The 16883-nt window shown below is 66.7% G+C and carries 15 protein-coding genes and 1 pseudogene; 11 read left to right on the forward strand and 5 right to left on the reverse strand.

All coding sequences use genetic code 11. The features are described from left to right. Positions 1 to 3: 3 nt before the first annotated feature. Positions 4 to 174 carry a hypothetical protein gene (locus P2869_RS17880; protein ID WP_160167474.1) on the reverse strand — a complete coding sequence of 57 codons (171 nt, stop codon included), beginning with the start codon at positions 172 to 174 and terminating at the stop codon, positions 4 to 6. Between the two features lie 398 nt (positions 175 to 572). On the opposite strand from P2869_RS17880, the pseudogene P2869_RS31110 reads away from it, so the two are divergent. Continuing rightward, positions 573 to 701: pseudogene (locus tag P2869_RS31110) on the forward strand (formaldehyde-activating enzyme); the annotation flags it as partial. Positions 702 to 1074: 373 nt separating this feature from the next. Continuing rightward, positions 1075 to 2676, forward strand: a complete 1602-nt coding sequence (locus P2869_RS17885; RefSeq protein WP_277599040.1) for a peptide chain release factor 3 — start codon at positions 1075 to 1077, stop codon at positions 2674 to 2676. 74 nt (positions 2677 to 2750) lie between these two features. On the opposite strand, the gene P2869_RS17890 is transcribed toward P2869_RS17885, so the two are convergent. Then, positions 2751 to 3263, reverse strand: coding sequence for a hypothetical protein (locus P2869_RS17890; RefSeq protein WP_277599041.1), 513 nt, complete (start codon positions 3261 to 3263; stop codon positions 2751 to 2753). A gap of 179 nt (positions 3264 to 3442) precedes the next feature. Between P2869_RS17890 and P2869_RS17895 the strand changes: the two genes are divergently transcribed. Next, entirely contained in the window at positions 3443 to 4672 is a 1230-nt protein-coding gene (locus P2869_RS17895) for an MFS transporter (protein WP_277599042.1), read from the forward strand. 40 nt (positions 4673 to 4712) lie between these two features. Further along, on the forward strand, positions 4713 to 7142 hold the full coding sequence (locus P2869_RS17900; protein ID WP_277599043.1) for a GNAT family N-acetyltransferase: 2430 nt from the start codon (positions 4713 to 4715) through the stop codon (positions 7140 to 7142). 103 nt (positions 7143 to 7245) lie between these two features. Here the strand turns inward: P2869_RS17900 and P2869_RS17905 are convergent, their stop codons facing one another. Further along, complete coding sequence (locus P2869_RS17905; RefSeq protein ID WP_277599044.1) at positions 7246 to 7788, reverse strand: hypothetical protein; 543 nt, start codon at positions 7786 to 7788, stop codon at positions 7246 to 7248. A 183-nt stretch (positions 7789 to 7971) separates the two neighbouring features. After that, positions 7972 to 8847: an IclR family transcriptional regulator gene (locus tag P2869_RS17910; protein WP_017774248.1), complete on the reverse strand. Its 876-nt coding sequence runs from the start codon at positions 8845 to 8847 to the stop codon at positions 7972 to 7974. Positions 8848 to 9062: 215 nt separating this feature from the next. Between P2869_RS17910 and P2869_RS17915 the strand changes: the two genes are divergently transcribed. The 6 genes from P2869_RS17915 to P2869_RS17940 all read left to right on the forward strand — a co-directional run bounded on the left by P2869_RS17915 (position 9063) and on the right by P2869_RS17940 (position 14423). Further along, positions 9063 to 9386, forward strand: coding sequence for a UxaA family hydrolase (locus P2869_RS17915; RefSeq protein ID WP_199540686.1), 324 nt, complete (start codon positions 9063 to 9065; stop codon positions 9384 to 9386). A gap of 33 nt (positions 9387 to 9419) precedes the next feature. Then, positions 9420 to 10766 carry a UxaA family hydrolase gene (locus P2869_RS17920; protein WP_277599045.1) on the forward strand — a complete coding sequence of 449 codons (1347 nt, stop codon included), beginning with the start codon at positions 9420 to 9422 and terminating at the stop codon, positions 10764 to 10766. 20 nt (positions 10767 to 10786) lie between these two features. Further along, on the forward strand, positions 10787 to 11833 hold the full coding sequence (locus P2869_RS17925; RefSeq protein ID WP_277599046.1) for an aldo/keto reductase: 1047 nt from the start codon (positions 10787 to 10789) through the stop codon (positions 11831 to 11833). 35 nt (positions 11834 to 11868) lie between these two features. Then, on the forward strand, positions 11869 to 12723 hold the full coding sequence (locus tag P2869_RS17930; protein ID WP_277599888.1) for an amidohydrolase family protein: 855 nt from the start codon (positions 11869 to 11871) through the stop codon (positions 12721 to 12723). 71 nt (positions 12724 to 12794) lie between these two features. Beyond that, positions 12795 to 13538, forward strand: a complete 744-nt coding sequence (locus P2869_RS17935; RefSeq protein ID WP_026121328.1) for an SDR family oxidoreductase — start codon at positions 12795 to 12797, stop codon at positions 13536 to 13538. 36 nt (positions 13539 to 13574) lie between these two features. After that, positions 13575 to 14423, forward strand: a complete 849-nt coding sequence (locus tag P2869_RS17940; protein ID WP_017774254.1) for an ureidoglycolate lyase — start codon at positions 13575 to 13577, stop codon at positions 14421 to 14423. Between the two features lie 136 nt (positions 14424 to 14559). Here the strand turns inward: P2869_RS17940 and P2869_RS17945 are convergent, their stop codons facing one another. Continuing rightward, a complete protein-coding gene (locus tag P2869_RS17945) occupies positions 14560 to 14997 on the reverse strand; it encodes a PaaI family thioesterase (RefSeq protein ID WP_017774255.1) in 438 nt (145 codons plus the stop codon). Between the two features lie 258 nt (positions 14998 to 15255). Here P2869_RS17945 and P2869_RS17950 point away from each other — a divergent pair, with 258 nt between their 5' ends. After that, entirely contained in the window at positions 15256 to 16878 is a 1623-nt protein-coding gene (locus P2869_RS17950) for a methyl-accepting chemotaxis protein (RefSeq protein WP_277599047.1), read from the forward strand. Positions 16879 to 16883 lie beyond the last annotated feature (5 nt).

Raw genomic sequence — 16883 nt, forward strand, 5'->3', positions numbered from 1 at the left:
TCTTCATGAGACGGGTTCACTCGCATGATTGCCCTGCGAGCGAATCTTGCCGGTTTTCGTCAGCAGATTTGAAGGTCCGCCGCTCGGCGAGCGAATGCGGCGGACTGTCTTTCGCGGGTTTTCCGTTATCTCGCGTAGTTTTCTTGCCTCTTTTACCCATTCTTTCCATTTCATTCTTTTCCTTTCGGGCGGATTGACCGACGTAATGGTCGATTGAGCATCAAAGGCGCGCCTCGGATGGCGTTCAGCATATTCGGGCCACGCGCGCGGAATCCCCGATTGGGTTCCCGCAAACTCTCACCTTTCGAATTCTTTCGTGATATCGCATCGCCTTTCCACCGCGCCATTTATGCGGATCATGGGGAGTTTGGGCTGATTTTCAGGCCGAATTTCGTATGGCGTTTCCCTATGCGCTGCATAGGCGCCACACTCCCGCAAACCCTCACCTTTCGCGTGGCTGCGGGCAAACCCGGTGATGAGCGTGCCTCATAACGCGATGAGAAAACATCGATTCATCTGGGCTCATGGGGAATAGCACAATCCGCGCATTCCTCTGAATTGCGGATACGACCATGAGCGCTAATACGGAAACGCAGCTTTATATCGGCGAAGGATTTGAAGGGCCCGGCATACCAAAGGCGTTTGCCACGGCGCTGGCGACGCCTTCGGCTGGGCATGCGCCGTTTATCGTCATTGCGCGCGCCGCATCAGGAAAACCGCCGTCATGGAATACTTTCGTCCTGGCTGGTCCGGCCTCGAGGTGTCGCGCCTGTGCCTCGGCACGATGAACATGGGCACGCCGCGCTTGTGCCCGGACGTCCCCGCCTTCGCTCCCCAAAATGCGTTTTCCGGCCCCACGGCGCTGTGGCTTCAGGCGCCCATGGTTTTTGCAGAACCGGCGGCCAATGACGTGTATCATCGCGCCTTTCCGGCGAATTTTCGCCGCTGGCGGCATCGTCCGGTCATGCCGCCGCCTCTTGTGCCGCAAGGCTCGCGGAGCCTGCGCCAGAACCCGTGATGCCCAAGGCCGCCCGCGCACCGGACGCGAGCGCGCCCCCGTCGCTTCCTTTGCCGATGTCACTCTCCGAACTCAAACGTCGCCGCACGTTCGCGGTCATTTCGCACCCGGACGCGGGTAAAACCACGCTGACAGAAAAGCTGCTGTTGTTTTCGGGTGCCATTCAGATTGCTGGCACCGTGAAAGGCCGCAAAAGCAACCGCTACGCGACGTCCGACTGGATGGAAATCGAAAAGCAGCGCGGCATTTCGGTGGCGAGTTCCGTGATGCAGTTCGAGTACGGCGACGCCGTGATCAACCTGCTCGACACGCCGGGCCACGAAGACTTTTCCGAAGACACGTACCGTGTGCTGACGGCCGTGGACGCGGCGGTCATGGTGATCGACGGCGCGAACGGCGTGGAAGCGCAGACGCTCAAACTGCTCGAAGTCTGCCGCAGCCGCCGCACGCCTATCGTCACGTTCATCAACAAGCTGGACCGCGAGGTGCGCGAGCCGCTCGAACTGCTCGACGAGATCGAGCAGCACCTGGGCGTGGCGGCCGTGCCGTTCACCTGGCCCATCGGCATGGGCAAGGAATTCCAGGGCGTCTACGACATTCAGCGCGACCAGGTGCGGCTCTTCCGCGCGGGCCAGGACACGGCGGGCGGCGCGGTGGAAACGCTGCAGGCCATCAGCAACGAGGAAGGCGAGCGCCGTTTCGGCTTTGCATGGAACCGCGCGAAGGAAGAGATCGATCTGATCTCGGGCGCCACGCCCGCGTTCGACCGCGAGGCGTTTCTTGCCGGCCAGCAGTCGCCGGTGCTGTTCGGCTCCGCGATCAACAACTTCGGCGTGAAGGAAGTGCTGGATGCGCTCGTCGACCTCGCGCCGCCGCCGTCGGCCCGCATGACGGTGCAGCGCGCCGTGGATCCGAGCGAACCCAAGTTCACGGGCGTGGTGTTCAAGGTGCAGGCCAACATGGATCTCGCGCACCGAGACCGCGTGGCGTTCATCCGCGTGTGCTCGGGCCGCTTCGAGCGCGGCATGGCGCTCAAGGTGACGCGTTCGGGCAAGACCTTCCGCGCGAACAACGTGGTGAGCTTTCTTTCGCAGCGGCGCGAGACGGTGGCCGAGGCGTATCCGGGCGACATCATCGGCATTCCGAATCACGGCACGCTGAGTCTGGGCGACACGCTGACTGAGGGCGAAGACCTGCAGTTCGTCGGTCTGCCGTTCTTTGCGCCCGAAATTTTCCAGACCATCGAAGTGGTTGACCCGATGCGCGCGAAGCAGCTTGGCGAAGCGCTCAAGCAGCTGGGCGAAGAAGGCGCGATCCAGGTGTTCCGGCCGCTGCACGGCGGGTCGATGATCCTGGGCGCGGTGGGCCAGTTGCAGTTCGAGGTGGTGTCACACCGGCTCTCGGCCGAGTACAAGGTGGACGTGCGGATCATGCCGGCGCGTTACCGCATGTCGCGCTGGGTGACCTGCGAGGACGCCGGCGAGCTGCGCCGCTTCACGGACGCCTACGCGGCCCGTATGGCATTCGATGCGTCGAATGCGCCCACGTATCTGGCGTCGCACGTTTCGGAGATCGAGGTGGCCCAGAAGGCGTGGCCGAAGATCGTGTTCAACGAGCTGCGCGAACACTCGGGCGCGCCGTTCAAGAAGGCGATGTAGGCGCGAGCGCCTCGCGTTGCGGGCGGCGGCATGCCGCCGCCCGCCGCTATCTGCTGCCGCCGCCCGCGTGCGTTTCAGCGCACCGCCAGCAGATTCACCTGCACGTTCCCCCCACCCGCGGCCACGTTCACACCGATGTTGCCGCTCGCACCGGCCAGCGCGCCCACGCCGAGCGAAGCCGCCAACGCCGCGGATTTCGCCGCCGTCTGTTCGAGCAGCACAGCGGCTTGCGTCTGCTGCTTCGTATCCACTTCGACCTGCGGGCCCGACACCGCCGCGATCTGATTCGCCTGCACATTGAGCGCACCTGCCGCCACGTTCACGCCGACGTTGCCGCTCACGCGGCTCAGGGCGTCGGCGCCCACGGCGGCAAGCGTTGGCCCGCTCCACGTGTTCCACGTAGCACTTCCCGCGCTTTCCTGCGTGGCCGAAAGCCGCGTTGCGCCGAATAGCGCCTGACTGTCGGCGCCGGCATCGGCGGCGACCGTTGCCGTTGCTGCTTGCGACGGAGTCTGCGCAAAGGCGGACGGCACACTGGCCAGACCGGGCGCGAGCGCCAGCATAAGCACGAACGTACGAATCTTCATGAGCAGTACCCCGCGTGAGCGCGTCCATCGAGGACGGATAACCGGGGTAACGGCCTCTTTCAGCACAAAGTTGAGCTGCTGCGCGACTCCGTCGCAGGGCGAACCGCGGGCGCCAGAACCGCAGCACCGGAATGCGATACTGCGCGTTCCCGTTCACGCCCAACGAGGACCGCCTTCCGATGACCCAGCCGCCCCACGCCACCGAGTCGCCCCAAGCGTCGCCCTTGCAGCGCCACGTGCCGCGCGCCATCTGGACGCTCGGCTTCGTGAGCCTTTTCATGGATGCATCGTCGGAACTCGTGCACAGCCTGCTGCCGATGTTCCTCGTGGGCAGCCTGGGTGCGAGCGCGACCATCGTGGGCGTGATTGACGGCATTGCCGAGGCGCTCACGCCGCTCATCAAAACGCTGTCCGGCCTCCTGAGCGACTACCTTGGCCATCGCAAATGGCTCGCGGTGGCGGGCTACGGACTGAGCGCGCTCAGCAAGCCGCTCTTCGCGCTGGCGCCCACCTCCGGCGTGGTGCTCGCAGCGCGCATCGCCGACCGAACCGGCAAGGGCATTCGCGGCGCGCCGCGCGACGCACTGGTCGCCGACATCACGCCGCCGCATCTGCGCGGCGCCGCGTACGGACTGCGCCAGGCGCTGGATACCGTCGGCGCGTTCATCGGCCCGTTGCTTGCCGTCGTCATCATGGAACTGTCGGCGGACAACTTCCGGCTCGCGTTCTGGCTGGCCGGCATTCCGGCGCTGGCGTCCGTGGCGCTGCTCGCTGCCGGCATACGCGAACCGGCCGCCACGCAGCGCGCGCCGCGCGTCAATCCGTTCGCGCGCAGCAGCCTCGCCAAACTGGGCGGCGCGTACTGGTGGGTCGTCTTCGTCGGCGCCGCGTTCGCGCTGGCGCGCTTTTCGGAAGCGTTCCTCGTGTTGCGCGCCATGAAGAGCGGCGTGCCGGTCGCGTTCGTGCCGCTCGTGCTGGTGGCCATGAACATCGTCTACGCGTTGGCGGCCTATCCGTTCGGCAAGCTCGCCGATTCCATGAGCCACACGAAGCTGCTCGCCTGGGGGTTGCTCGTCCTGATCGCCGCGGACATGGTGCTCGCGCACGGCACGCAGTGGCCCGTGGTGCTCCTCGGCGTGCTGCTGTGGGGCCTGCATATGGCGATGACGCAAGGGCTGCTCGCCACCATGGTCGCGCAGACCGCGCCCGCGGACCTGAAGGGCACCGCGTTCGGCTTCTTCAATTTGATGAGCGGCGTCGCGCTGCTGATCGCCAGCGTCGTGGCGGGCGAGCTATGGGACCGCCTGGGGCCGCAGGCCACCTTTTATGCGGGCGCTGCATTTGCGTTGTTGACGCTCGCCGCCCTGGCCGCGAAAGGGTATGTACGCCACAGGGCGGATGGCTCATGATCGGGCATCGTATCGAGCCAGCCAGCGACAAGGAGACGCCGTGACTGTACGCAATCTCGATGCCGTCTTCCGGCCGAAGTCCATTGCCGTGATCGGCGCTTCGTTGCGGCCCGGCAGCGTGGGCGCCATGGTGTGGACGCGCGTGTCGGAGGGCGGCTTCACGGGGCCGCTCTGGCCCGTCAATCCCAAATACACGGACAGCGGCAGCCTGGGCGGCCATACCGCGTTCCCCGATGCCGGCGACCTGCCGGAGGCGCCCACGGTGGCCGTGATCTGCACGCGTCCCGCCACGTGGCCCGGCATCGTGCACCGGCTGGGCGGCATGGGCACGCGCGCCGCGATCATCGTAGGCGAAGCAACCACCGACGACGACCGCGTTCACGTGCGGCACACGTTGGCTGCGGCGCGTCCGCACCTTTTGCGTATCGTCGGGCCGGGTAGCCTTGGCGTCGTGTCTCCCGCGCTGGGCGCGCACATGGGCGCGCCGTCGTGCCAGGTGAAGGCGGGCGGCGTGGCGTGGGTCTCGCAATCGAACGCGCTCACCAACGGCGTGCTGGGCTGGGCGCGTGCGCGCGATCTCGGTTTCTCGCACGCCATCGCACTGGGCGGCGAAGCGGACGTGGATGCCGGCGACGTGCTCGACTACCTCGCGAGCGACCCCGGCACGCGCGCCATCCTGCTGGAACTGGGTACCGTGCACGCCGCGCGCAAGTTCATGTCGGCGGCGCGGGCGGCAGCCCGCAACAAGCCGGTGCTTGCGCTGCGCACGGGCCGCGCCGATCCCGCAGACGCGATGTACACCTCCGCGTTCCGCCGTGCCGGCATGGTGCGCGTGGATGCCCTCGACGACCTGCTCGACGAAATCGAAACGCTCGGCGTGGGCCGCGTGGCGGCGAGCGATACGGCCACGTTGATCGCGAGCGACAGCGGCGTCGCGACACTCGCCTGCGATGCCTTCGCCGCGGCAGGCGGCACGCTCGCGCGCTGGCCCGAGGCGGCGCGGGCCGCGATCGCCGACGTCCTTCCGCACGCGAACGCGGGCAACCCGCTCGTGCTCGGCAACGACGCGCGCCCCGAGCATTTCGGCGCCGCGCTCAAGGCGCTGGCCGTGCATCGCGAGACGGGTACGGCGTTCGTCGTGCATGCGTCCACGCACAGCGCGCCCGCATCGCAGGTGGCGCAGGCATTGATGGAGAACCAGCGGCACGCCTATCGCGGCCTGCTCGCGTGCTTCTTCGGCGGCGTGGATGCCGCCACGCGCAACGCGCTGCACGCACATGGCATTCCGGTGCACAGCACGCCGGCGAGGCTCGCGCGTGCGTTCGCGCGTCTCGTGGATTACCGGCTGGGCCGCGAGCTGCTCATGCAGACACCCGAGAGCGCACCCATTCACCACCCGGGCGCAGTGGACGCCGCGCTGCGCGAAGCGCGCGCCGCGCTGGCCGCGGGCACCACGGAGCTGACGGGCGAAGCCGCGGCGCCATTGCTGCGCTGCTTCGGCCTCGACGTGGAGCCCGCCGATTCCGGGGAAGCGCAACAGAACACGCGCGACGCCACGACATCGCGTGCGTCGAGACCCATCGTGGACGTGGCCGTCTCCCTGCACGACGACGACAACTTCGGTCCCATCTTCCGCTTCGATACGCCTTCCATCGACGGCGTCTCGCCGCCGCTCTGCGTGTACGGCCTGCCGCCGCTGAACCCGGTGCTGGCGCGCGACATCGTGTCCCGCACGCCGTATGCGAAGCGCGTGCCGCCGGAGCCTACGCTCGCGGCGCTCACGCGGCTTTCGCAGGCCGTGTGCGACGTGCGCGAGATCGTCGGTCTGCAACTCACGCTGCGCGTGCTGCCCGAACGCACGGTGATCGTGGCGCCGCGCATCGTGCTGGCGGGTAAGCGCAGCCGCCTCGCTATCGTGCCGTATCCGCGGTGGCTGGAAGAGACCATCGACTGGCACGGCGAGCGCCTCACGGTGCGGCCCATTCGTCCCGAAGACGAGGCGGCGCATCGCGAGTTCGTGGAGTCCATGACGCCCGAAGATTTGCGGCTGCGTTTCTTTTCGGCGGTGGGGAGCTTCGATCACTCGCAGCTTGCCCGCATGACGCAGATCGACTACGACCGCGAGATGGCGTTGATTGCCACCGAGACGAAGCCCGACGGCTCGATACGCACACTCGGCGTGGCGCGCGCCGTGGCCGACCCCGACAACGAGACGGCCGAGTTCGCCGTGGCGGTGCGCTCGGACCAGAAGGGCAAGGGGCTGGGCCGGCTGCTGATGGAAAGGCTGATTGCCTATGTGCGCTCGCGCGGCACGCACTGGATTGTGGGCGAGGCGCTGCGCGAGAACACCGGCATGATTGCGCTTGCGAAAGCGGTGGGCTTCACGGTGACATCCACCGACGACCCCGGCGTGGTCGCCTTCAGACTGCCGCTGGACGAGCCGGAACAGGCGGCCCAGCCAGCGGCGTGAATGTGGCGGGGGAGGCCGGGGCCGCTTACATCGCGGCGCGCGTTACGGCCCTGGGTTACGCCGTGAGTTACGCAGCGAATCGTGCCGTGGATGACGCCATGAATTACGCCGCGAGCTTCGCCGCGGCTTCGTTCACCTGGCCGCGCGTAATGGCCAGTTCTTCGAGCCATGCCGCGGCGTACTCGACGCCGGTTTCGCGCTCCAGACGCGCGATGGTCGCGGCGCAGCGCACGCCGTCCTTCGGCGTGGCGATGAACGACTTCACCGATTGTCCCGTCTTGAACGCCTCGAAGAGCGGCTCGCGCACTTCGTCGGGCAACGCGCGCACCCATTGATACGGCTTGCCGTTGAACGTGAGCGAAGGCGGCAGCACGCGCTCCTTCTTCGCGGCCGGAATCAGGCCATAAGTGCGCGCGGCCTCGCCGATCTGTTCGGGTGAAAACAGTTCGTCGGGTGTGATCTCGAATTGCTGGATGTACGTTTCGATGGCCTGCATCGCGGCGGCGCGGTCGTCGCGCTTCTTCTGCGCGCGGGCGACGATGTCGCGCAGCTCGTCCGCCTCTTCGGACGTGATCGTGAAGCTGGCCTGTTTCTGCTGGAGTTCGGAAAAGCGCTGGAATTCGTGGTCGGTGAGAAGTTTCGCCATGTCTTACGAGATGAGGCGCGCTGCCCGGCAAGGCTGCCCGGCGCGGCGCGGTTTTGGGAGGGGCGACATTCTAACCGGATTCGATGGCGTGCCGGGACGTGGAACGGCGCGCGGCGCAGGCGAGGCTGCTGATGACCGGGCACGGCGAGCGGAACGCCCCGACGCCAGGCCCTGCGCCCCGCGCTAACCTGCCGCCGGCGCGTCCTGCTCGCGAAACATCGAAAGCGCCTCGGCCGTTTCGCGCAGCAGATTCGTGGCGTCGTCGAGCGAGGGCGCCACGTATTCGTCGATCCGCTTCAGGAACGGGCACGTGAGCGCCGCAATGGCCTGGCCCGAAGGCCCGAGCAGCGGAAAGGTGACGTCGGTCACGCCGAAGATCTGCTGGCTTTCCTTGCGCAGGAAGCCCGCGGCACGCACGCGTTCGCACGCGGCTTCCAGGGCGTCGTGGTCGATGGTTACTTCGCCCTTCACCTTGGTGTGCTCCGCGAGCATGTGCGCGCGCTGCTCAGGCGCCTGAAACGCGAGCATGGTGCGGCCCGAGCCGGTGTCCACGAGGCCCACGCGCGAGCCGAGCCGCACCGCGATGCCCCACGTGCCGGGGCCGTCCACCTGCGCGATCACGAGCAGGTTGCCGCGATCGTAGACGGCGAGGTGGCACGACTGCTCGGCCGTGTTCGCGAAGCGGTGCATGAGCGGCTGCGCGTAAGCGATCAGCCGCTCCATGGGCGGATGCCGGTGCGCGAGCGCGAAGAGCTTGAGCGAAAGCGAATAGCGGTCGCCGCCTTCGGATCGCACCACGTACTGGCGCGCCACGAGCCGCTCGAGCATGCGATACATCTCGCTCGCGTTGCGGCCCAGCAGCTTCGTGATCTCGGCGCGCGTGAGACCGCCGCGCTGGTCCGAGAGCAGCTCCAGAATGTCGAGCCCTTTGTCGAGCGCCGGCGCGCGGTAGCGGTCGGACTCGTCTTTCGGCTCGTCCCGCTGGTTCCTTTCCTCCGGCAGATCCCGTTCGTCCCGCTCTGCCGCGCCTTCGCTGTCCTTCCCGTCCCCGTTGTTCATCGGTTGCGTTCCCGTTGCCTTGCTCATCGGATTATCCCGGCGCGTGAGTGTAGAGGCGAGGCGTCAGGCCGCCGCCAGGGAAAACACGGACGCATGGTGCGGTGCACTTGCCTTGACGTCCATAGGTTTGCCTATGAATAATAGATTCATTAATGAATTCACGCACCCATGTCCAACGTAGAGCCAAAGCGCACCCGAGCATCACGGAGAAACCCTTGAGCGGCCCACTGCCTACCGACCCGCGGCTGATCCTGCTGAGCCCGGAGGACAACTGCCTGATTGCGGGGGCGCGTCTGGAAGCGGGCACGCAGCTGGATATAGAAGGCGAGCGGGTCACGCTCGCGAAGACCATCGACGTGGGCCACAAGGTGGCCCGCCGCGCGCTGGCGAAAGACGAGAAGGTGGTGCGCTACGGCGCGCCTATCGGCCATATGACCGCGCCTGCCGAGCGCGGCGAGCACTTGCATACCCACAACCTGGAAAGCGACTACCTGCCCACTTACACCCACGACTCGGGCCACGAGTTCGTGAACCACTGACCGAATGCGGCCCGCGCCGTGCCGGATCGAATCATGAGCGATAGAGACGTAATCGAATCAGCGTCGGCCGGCGGCCCGGGCGAGGCGCGCCCCGTGCTGCAGGGCTGGCTGCGCAGCGACGGCCGCAAGGGCGTGCGCAACGTGGTGGCCGTGGCCTATCTTGTGGAGTGCGCGCACCACGTGGCGCGCGAGATTGCCGCGCACTTCCGCACGCCGCTGGGCGGCTTCGACGTGAGCGAGGCGGGCTCGACAGATGCAGCGGCCGGGGAACCGCCCGTGCATCTGATCGGCTTTCCCGGCTGTTATCCGAACAGCTACGCGGAAAAGATGATGCAGCAGCTCGCCACGCATCCGAACGTGGGTGCGGTGCTGTTCGTCTCGCTGGGCTGCGAGAGCATGAACAAGCACTATCTGGCCGATGTGGTGCGCGAAAGCGGCCGGCCGGTGGAGGTGCTGACCATCCAGGAGAAAGGCGGCACGCGCAGCACGATCGAATACGGCGTGGATTGGGTGCGCAACGCGCGCCGGCAACTCGCGGCGCAACGCACGGTGCCTATGGCGCTCGACGAACTCGTGATCGGTACCATTTGCGGCGGCTCGGACGGCACGAGCGGCATCACGGCGAACCCCGCCGTGGGCCGCGCGTTCGACCACCTGATCGCACACGGCGCCACCTGCATCTTCGAAGAAACGGGCGAGCTGGTGGGCTGCGAGTACCACATGAAGAACCGCGCGGCCCGGCCCGAACTCGGCGACGCGATCGTGGCCTCCGTGGAGAAGGCCGCGCGCTATTACACGGTGCTGGGCCACGGGTCGTTCGCGGTGGGCAACGCCGACGGCGGGCTCACCACGCAGGAGGAGAAGTCGCTGGGCGCGTATGCGAAGAGCGGGGCATCGCCTATCGTCGGCATCGTGAAGCCGGGCGACGTGCCGCCCACGGGCGGGCTCTATCTGCTCGACGTCGTGCCCGACGGCGAGCCGCGCTTCGGCTTTCCCAACATTAGCGACAACGCCGAGATTGCCGAGCTGATTGCCTGCGGCGCTCACGTGATCCTGTTCACGACAGGGCGCGGTTCGGTGGTCGGGTCCGCGATTTCGCCGGTCATCAAGGTGTGTGCAAACCCGGTCACTTACCGTAATCTGTCGGGCGACATGGACGTGGACGCCGGCCGCATTCTGGAAGGCCGCGCCACGCTCGACGAAGTCGGGCGCGAGGTGTTCGAACAGACGCTGGCGGTGGCGCAGGGTGCGCCGTCGAAGTCCGAGGCGCTCGGTCACCAGGAATTCATCCTGACCTACAAGACGTTCGAGCCCGTGGGGCCCGCGTGCCTGCCCGCCAGTGCGCAGCCGCGCGGCGCGTTTGCCGTCGTGCCTAACTGATCGAACCCGGAGGAGACACCATGACAGCAGTGCTGCACCCCAAAGTGGCCGGCACGCGGCGCATCGGTCGCCGCGACGTGGAGGTCACCGGGCTCAGTCTCGGCACCGCACCGCTCGGCGGCCTGTATCGCGATCTCTCGGACGAAGAGGCGCAAGCCACCGTGGATGCCGCCTGGAACGCAGGCGTGCGCTACTTCGATACGGCGCCGCACTACGGACACACGAAGGCCGAGCATCGGCTCGGCACGGCGCTGCGCCGCTACCCGCGCGCGGACTACGTCGTGTCCACGAAGGTGGGCCGCCGCTTTGTGCCGCGCACCACGCCCTATGACGGCAGCGAAGGCTGGCAAAACCCGCTGCCGTTCCAGGCCATCTACGACTACACGCACGACGGCATCCTGCGCTCGTTCGAAGACAGCCAGCAGCGGCTCGGCATGGTCGATATCGACATCGTGCTCGTGCACGACATTGGCCGCTACACGCACGGCGAGCGCAACGCGCACTACTGGAAGCAACTGACCGAAGGCGGCGGCTTTCGCGCGCTGGACGAACTGCGTTCGTCCGGTGCCGTGAAGGCCGTGGGACTGGGCGTGAACGAAGGCCAGGTCATTCTCGAAGCGATGGCGGAGTTCGACATCGACTGCGCGTTGCTCGCGGGCCGCTACACGCTGCTGGAGCAGGGCACGCTGGAAGACCTGCTGCCCGCCTGCACCGCGCGCAACGTGAGCATCCTGCTGGGCGGCGCGTTCAATTCGGGCATTCTCGCGCGCGGCGTGCAGGGCGACCTGAAGTTCAATTACGGCGATGCGCCGCCCGAAGTGATCGAACGCGTGGCGCGGCTCGAGGCCGTGTGCCGCGCGCACGACGTGCCGCTCGCGGCGGCGGCGCTGCAGTTTCCGTATGCGCATCCCGCGGTGGCCACAGTGCTCACGGGCGCGCGCACGCCGGCCGAACTGATGGAAAACGTGGGCTCGTTCGAGCGCGCAATTCCCGCTGCGCTGTGGCGCGCGCTGCGCGAGGAAGGACTGCTCGATTCGCGGGCGCCCGTGCCGGGGGACGCGCCGTGACGGCCGCATCGACGCCGCCCGCGCATTCGAGCGCGGTGCCGCGCATCGACGCCCATCAGCACTTCTGGAAGCCCGAGCGGGGCGACTACGGCTGGCTCACGCCGGAACTCACCACGCTCTATCGCACCTTCGGTCCCGCCGACCTCGCGCCGCTTCGCGAGCAGGCGCACGTGGCGCGCACGGTGGTCGTGCAGGCCGCGCCGACTGTCGACGAAACGCGTTATTTGCTGGATCTGGCGCGCGAAGAGGAGTCGGTAGCGGGCGTAGTGGGCTGGGTGCCGCTCGACGATGCGAACGCGCCGCAGTGGATCGCCGAACTCGCACGCGAGCCGAAATTCAAGGGCCTGCGCCCGATGCTCCAGGACTTGCCCGACGACAACTGGATAGCCACCGCGCCCATCGCGCCCGCCATCGACGCGATGATCGAGCACGATCTCGCGTTCGACGCGCTCATCTTTACGCGCCACGTGGCGGCGCTCGAAACGTTCGTGCGCCGCCATCCGCGGTTGCGCGTGGTGATCGACCACGGCGCGAAGCCGCCCATCCGCGACGGCCATGGCGACGGCGGCGCGGGCTTTCGCGCCTGGGCCGACGGCATTGCGCGGCTCGCGCAGCTTTCGCACGTGCAGTGCAAGCTCTCGGGGCTCGCCACCGAAGCGGCGCCGGGCTGGACCGAGGCCACGCTGCGTCCGTACGTCGATCATCTGCTGGCCATGTTTGGCGCTGCGCGCCTGATGTGGGGTAGCGACTGGCCCGTGCTGAATCTCAACGGCGACTATCTGCGCTGGCACGACGCTGCGCAGACGCTGCTCGCCGGCCTTTCCGCTGCACAGCGCGACGCCGTATTCGGCGGCAATGCCGCTGCGTTCTATCGTCTGTCAGCTCGCTGACGTATGTCTCGCGTGGAGCGCGTGCTGCAATAGCCAGTATGTCGCGCGCGCAATTTCGAGTGGAGCCGTGCATGGTACAAAGACTCAACGGAAAGACGGCATTGATTACCGCAGCGGGCCAGGGCATCGGGCTCGCCACTGCCGAGCTGTTTGCGCGCGAAGGCGCGCGCGTGATTGCCACCGACATTCGCATCGATGGCCTCGCGGGCAAGCCCGTGGAGGCGCACAAACTCGATGTGCTCGATGCAGCGGCCATCGAAGCGCTGGCGCGCGACGTGGGGCCCATCGACGTGCTGTTCAACTGCGCGGGCTTCGTGCACGCAGGCTCCATTCTGGAAGCGAGCGAAGAGGACTGGGACTTCGCGTTCAACCTCAACGCGAAGGCGATGTACCGCACCATTCGCGCGTTTCTGCCCGGCATGCTGGAGAAGGGCGGCGGGTCGATCATCAACATGTCGTCGGCGGCGTCGAGCATCAAGGGCGTGCCGAACCGGTTCGTCTACGGCGCGTCGAAAGCGGCTGTGATAGGGTTGACCAAGTCTGTCGCGGCCGACTTCGTGACGCGCGGCATTCGCTGCAACGCGATCTGTCCGGGCACCGTGGCGTCGCCCTCGCTCGAAGAGCGGATCGCCGCGCAGGCCAAGGCGCAGGGCATCACGGTAGACGCCGCGCGCGCGGCCTTCGTCGCGCGCCAGCCGATGGGCCGCGTCGGCAAGGCCGAGGAAATCGCGGCGCTGGCGTTGTATCTGGCTTCGGACGAATCGGGCTTCACCACCGGCCAGGCCCATGTGATCGACGGCGGCTGGGCGAATTGAGCACTTTTCTCCACTGAACACACAGGACACGCAACGATGAAACTGCTTCGTTATGGGCCGAAAGGCCAGGAAAAACCGGGCTTGCTGGATGCCGAGGGCAAGATTCGCGACCTGTCCAGCGTAGTGCCCGACATTGCAGGCGACGTGCTCACCGACGCGGGCCTCGCGAAGCTGCGCGCGGTCGACGTCGCCTCGCTGCCCGTGGTGGAAGGCAATCCGCGTATCGGGCCGTGCGTGGGGCGCATCGGCAAGTTCGTCTGCATCGGCCTCAACTATGCGGACCATGCGGCCGAATCGAACCTGCCGGTGCCCACGGAGCCCGTCGTCTTCAACAAGTGGACGAGCGCCGTGGTGGGTCCGAACGACGACGTGGAGATTCCGCGCGGCTCGAAGAAGACCGACTGGGAAGTGGAACTGGGCGTGGTGATCGGCAAGCCCGCGAAGTACATCGACGAAGCGAATGCGCTCGACTATGTGGCGGGCTATTGCGTGGTGAACGACGTCTCCGAGCGCGAGTGGCAGATCGAGCGCGCGGGGCAGTGGGACAAGGGCAAGGGCTTCGACACGTTCGGCCCCATCGGCCCGTGGCTCGTGACGCGCGACGAAGTGGCGAACCCGCAGAACCTGGACCTGTGGCTCGAAGTGGACGGCCATCGCTACCAGAACGGCAACACGCGCACGATGGTGTTCACCGTGGCGAAGCTCGTCTCGTATCTCTCGCAATGTATGAGCCTTCAACCCGGCGATGTCATCTCCACGGGCACGCCACCCGGCGTGGGCATGGGCGTGAAGCCGAACCCCGTGTATCTGAAGGCGGGGCAGACCATGCGCCTCGGCATTCAAGGGTTGGGCGAGCAGCAGCAGCGCACGTATGCCGCTGAATGAGCGGCCGCAATAAGTAGCGGCACGCAGTCGAGCAAGTAATCGAGTAAGTGAACGAGCAAATAATCGAACAAATAAGCGAGCAAGCGTTCGCGGCAACTGTCGCGGTTACGTGAGCGGGCACGCGATGCATGGGCGCCTACGCCGAAGCGGCGAGGCGCCCGTTTTCTTCCGGCAGCCGGTTAATGGTGCCTTGCGCGACGGCCACCAGTTTTTCCTCGCCCGCGTCCACCACGAACACGCTGCACTGGCACGTCGCCTGTTGACGGCTGGCGTAGATGACCTGCGCACGCGCAAGCAGCACGCCGCTCACCGCGGGCCTCAGATAGTTGATCTTGTATTCGCCCGTCACGACCTTCGGCCCCAGCGCCAGCGCGCCCGCGAACGTCAGCGCGTTGTCCGCCAGATAACTCAGCACGCCACCATGCACGAAGCCGTGCTGCTGCCTCAATTCGTCGCGCACGGGAAGGCACAGCGTCAGATCCCTCGTCCCCACATGCGTGAGTTCGGCGCCGAGCAGCATGCTGAACGGTTGGGCATGCAGCGCGCCGCGCGCGCGATCCAGTAAATCGGTCATTGTCGTTCCTCGGGGCCGGTCCGTCCGCTGCGACGTCCCTCACACTGGCCCTGTTGACGTTCTCAGGACTATAGGAGGCGCGTTGCGATCGGACAAGGACGGCTTGGTCGCAGCGTCCGCTTCGCGCACTCTCCATGCCGCCCCGTTTTTTGTGCTCAAGCCAACGTTTGCGTTGCCGTAAACCGGGGCGTGAGCGCTGGTGGCGGGTCGCGCTGCGGCGTCTCACCGCTTTCCTATTCCTCGCAAGTCAGGTGTTCAATGTTCAGCAAGATCAAGGTCGCATCCGGTCTGTTATGTGTTCTGGCCGCTTTTTGCGTGTTGCAGGTGGTGACCGAGGGGCTGGGATTCTGGTCGCTCACGCGCACGCACGATGACGTAGGCGATCTCTCCAACATCGCGCTGCGGCAGATGGATGCGGTGAACGAGACCACCCAGCATCTGATGGACGCACGCATCAACCTCTCGCGTGCGGGCACGCGGATGGTTCGCGGCGGGACCGAGCCCACCGAAATCGTTCAGCACGCGCGCGAGCAGCTCGCGCTCGCGGAAAAATCGTTCGCCACATTTACGGGCGCACGCAAGATGAGCGCCGAAAACACCGCGCGCGCGGAGGCACTCGCCGAGCGCTTTCAGAAGCTGCATGGCGCGCTGACCGAACTCGCGCAGTTTCTCGACGCGGGCAACATCCAGGCGTTCCTCGATCAACCGACGCAGTCCTTCCAGGACGCGTATCTCGCCGAGCAACACAATTTCGTGCAGTTCAGCACGGCGGCGAGCCGCGCGTCGCTCGATTCCATCGACAGCCGTCTTGCGTTGTTCGACGGCGTGGGCCTCGCGATTCTCTTCGTGCTCGTCGCGTTGACGGTTGCGGTCTACATCGCGTTGCGGCGCGGCGTGGTGGGTCCGCTCGAAGACGCGGGACGTCACTTCGAGCGCATCGCGCAAGGCAAGCTGAACGAACCGGTCGTGGCTCAGGGCACCAACGAGATCGGCCGTCTCTTCTCCGGGCTCGCGAGAATGCAGGCCAGCGTGGCGCGCACGGTGAAGGTGGTGCGTGAAGTGGCGGACTCCATCCATATCGGCGCCGACGAAATCGCCACGGGCAACGCGGATCTTTCGGCGCGCACCGAGAACCAGGCGGCGTCGCTGGAAGAAACCGCGGCGAGCATGGAGGAGCTGACCTCCACCGTGCGCCGCAACGCCGACCACGCGCGCGAGGCGAACGAACTCGCGAACACGGCGCTCGATGCCACGTCGCGCGGCAGCGAAGTCGTGAACGAAGTGGTCGACAAAATGCGCGGCATTGCGCGCAGCTCGGACAAGATCGCGGAGATCATCGGCGTGATCGACGGCATTGCGTTCCAGACCAACATCCTCGCGCTGAATGCCGCCGTGGAAGCGGCGCGCGCGGGCGAGCAAGGCCGCGGCTTCGCCGTGGTGGCCGGCGAAGTGCGCGGGCTGGCCCAGCGCAGCGCGCAATCGGCCAAGGAGATCAAGACGCTGATCAGCGAATCCGTCGCGCAGATTCAGGGCGGCTCGGAATTGGTCGAGCGCGCGGGCGAAGCGATGAGCAACGTGTCGGCGTCGATTTCGCGCGTGACGCAGATGATGGCGGACATCACCGCGTCGTCGATGGAGCAGAGCACCGGCATCGAGCAGGTCAACCAGGCCGTGGTGCAGATGGACGAGATGACGCAGCAGAACGCGGCGTTGGTGGAAGAGGCCGCGGCCGCCGCGGCGTCGCTGCATCAGCAGACGCAGCAGTTGAAGCAGGCGGTTTCGGTGTTCGAGATTTCGGAGGCCGTGCTGGGCGACGCGCGCAGCGGCGGCATGTCGGCAGGGCGGCGAGTGGAGCCCGCGGGCGCGTTCGCGGCGGCTTGAGCGCG

Origin of the sequence: Paraburkholderia sp. SUR17, assembly GCF_029536165.1 — a bacterium.
Classification (GTDB): Bacteria; Pseudomonadota; Gammaproteobacteria; order Burkholderiales; family Burkholderiaceae; genus Paraburkholderia; species Paraburkholderia kururiensis.

Bases quoted from the DNA above. Each gene is read 5' to 3' on its own strand.
- P2869_RS17880 (WP_160167474.1), bottom strand. From the start codon at position 174: ATGAAATGGAAAGAATGGGTAAAAGAGGCAAGAAAACTACGCGAGATA.
- P2869_RS17925 (WP_277599046.1), top strand. From the start codon at position 10,787: ATGACAGCAGTGCTGCACCCCAAAGTGGCCGGCACGCGGCGCATCGGT.
- P2869_RS17905 (WP_277599044.1), bottom strand. From the start codon at position 7,788: ATGGCGAAACTTCTCACCGACCACGAATTCCAGCGCTTTTCCGAACTC.
- P2869_RS17885 (WP_277599040.1), top strand. From the start codon at position 1,075: ATGTCACTCTCCGAACTCAAACGTCGCCGCACGTTCGCGGTCATTTCG.
- P2869_RS17920 (WP_277599045.1), top strand. From the start codon at position 9,420: ATGAGCGATAGAGACGTAATCGAATCAGCGTCGGCCGGCGGCCCGGGC.
- P2869_RS17950 (WP_277599047.1), top strand. From the start codon at position 15,256: ATGTTCAGCAAGATCAAGGTCGCATCCGGTCTGTTATGTGTTCTGGCC.
- P2869_RS17895 (WP_277599042.1), top strand. From the start codon at position 3,443: ATGACCCAGCCGCCCCACGCCACCGAGTCGCCCCAAGCGTCGCCCTTG.
- P2869_RS17935 (WP_026121328.1), top strand. From the start codon at position 12,795: ATGGTACAAAGACTCAACGGAAAGACGGCATTGATTACCGCAGCGGGC.
- P2869_RS17940 (WP_017774254.1), top strand. From the start codon at position 13,575: ATGAAACTGCTTCGTTATGGGCCGAAAGGCCAGGAAAAACCGGGCTTG.
- P2869_RS17945 (WP_017774255.1), bottom strand. From the start codon at position 14,997: ATGACCGATTTACTGGATCGCGCGCGCGGCGCGCTGCATGCCCAACCG.
- P2869_RS17910 (WP_017774248.1), bottom strand. From the start codon at position 8,847: ATGAACAACGGGGACGGGAAGGACAGCGAAGGCGCGGCAGAGCGGGAC.
- P2869_RS17890 (WP_277599041.1), bottom strand. From the start codon at position 3,263: ATGAAGATTCGTACGTTCGTGCTTATGCTGGCGCTCGCGCCCGGTCTG.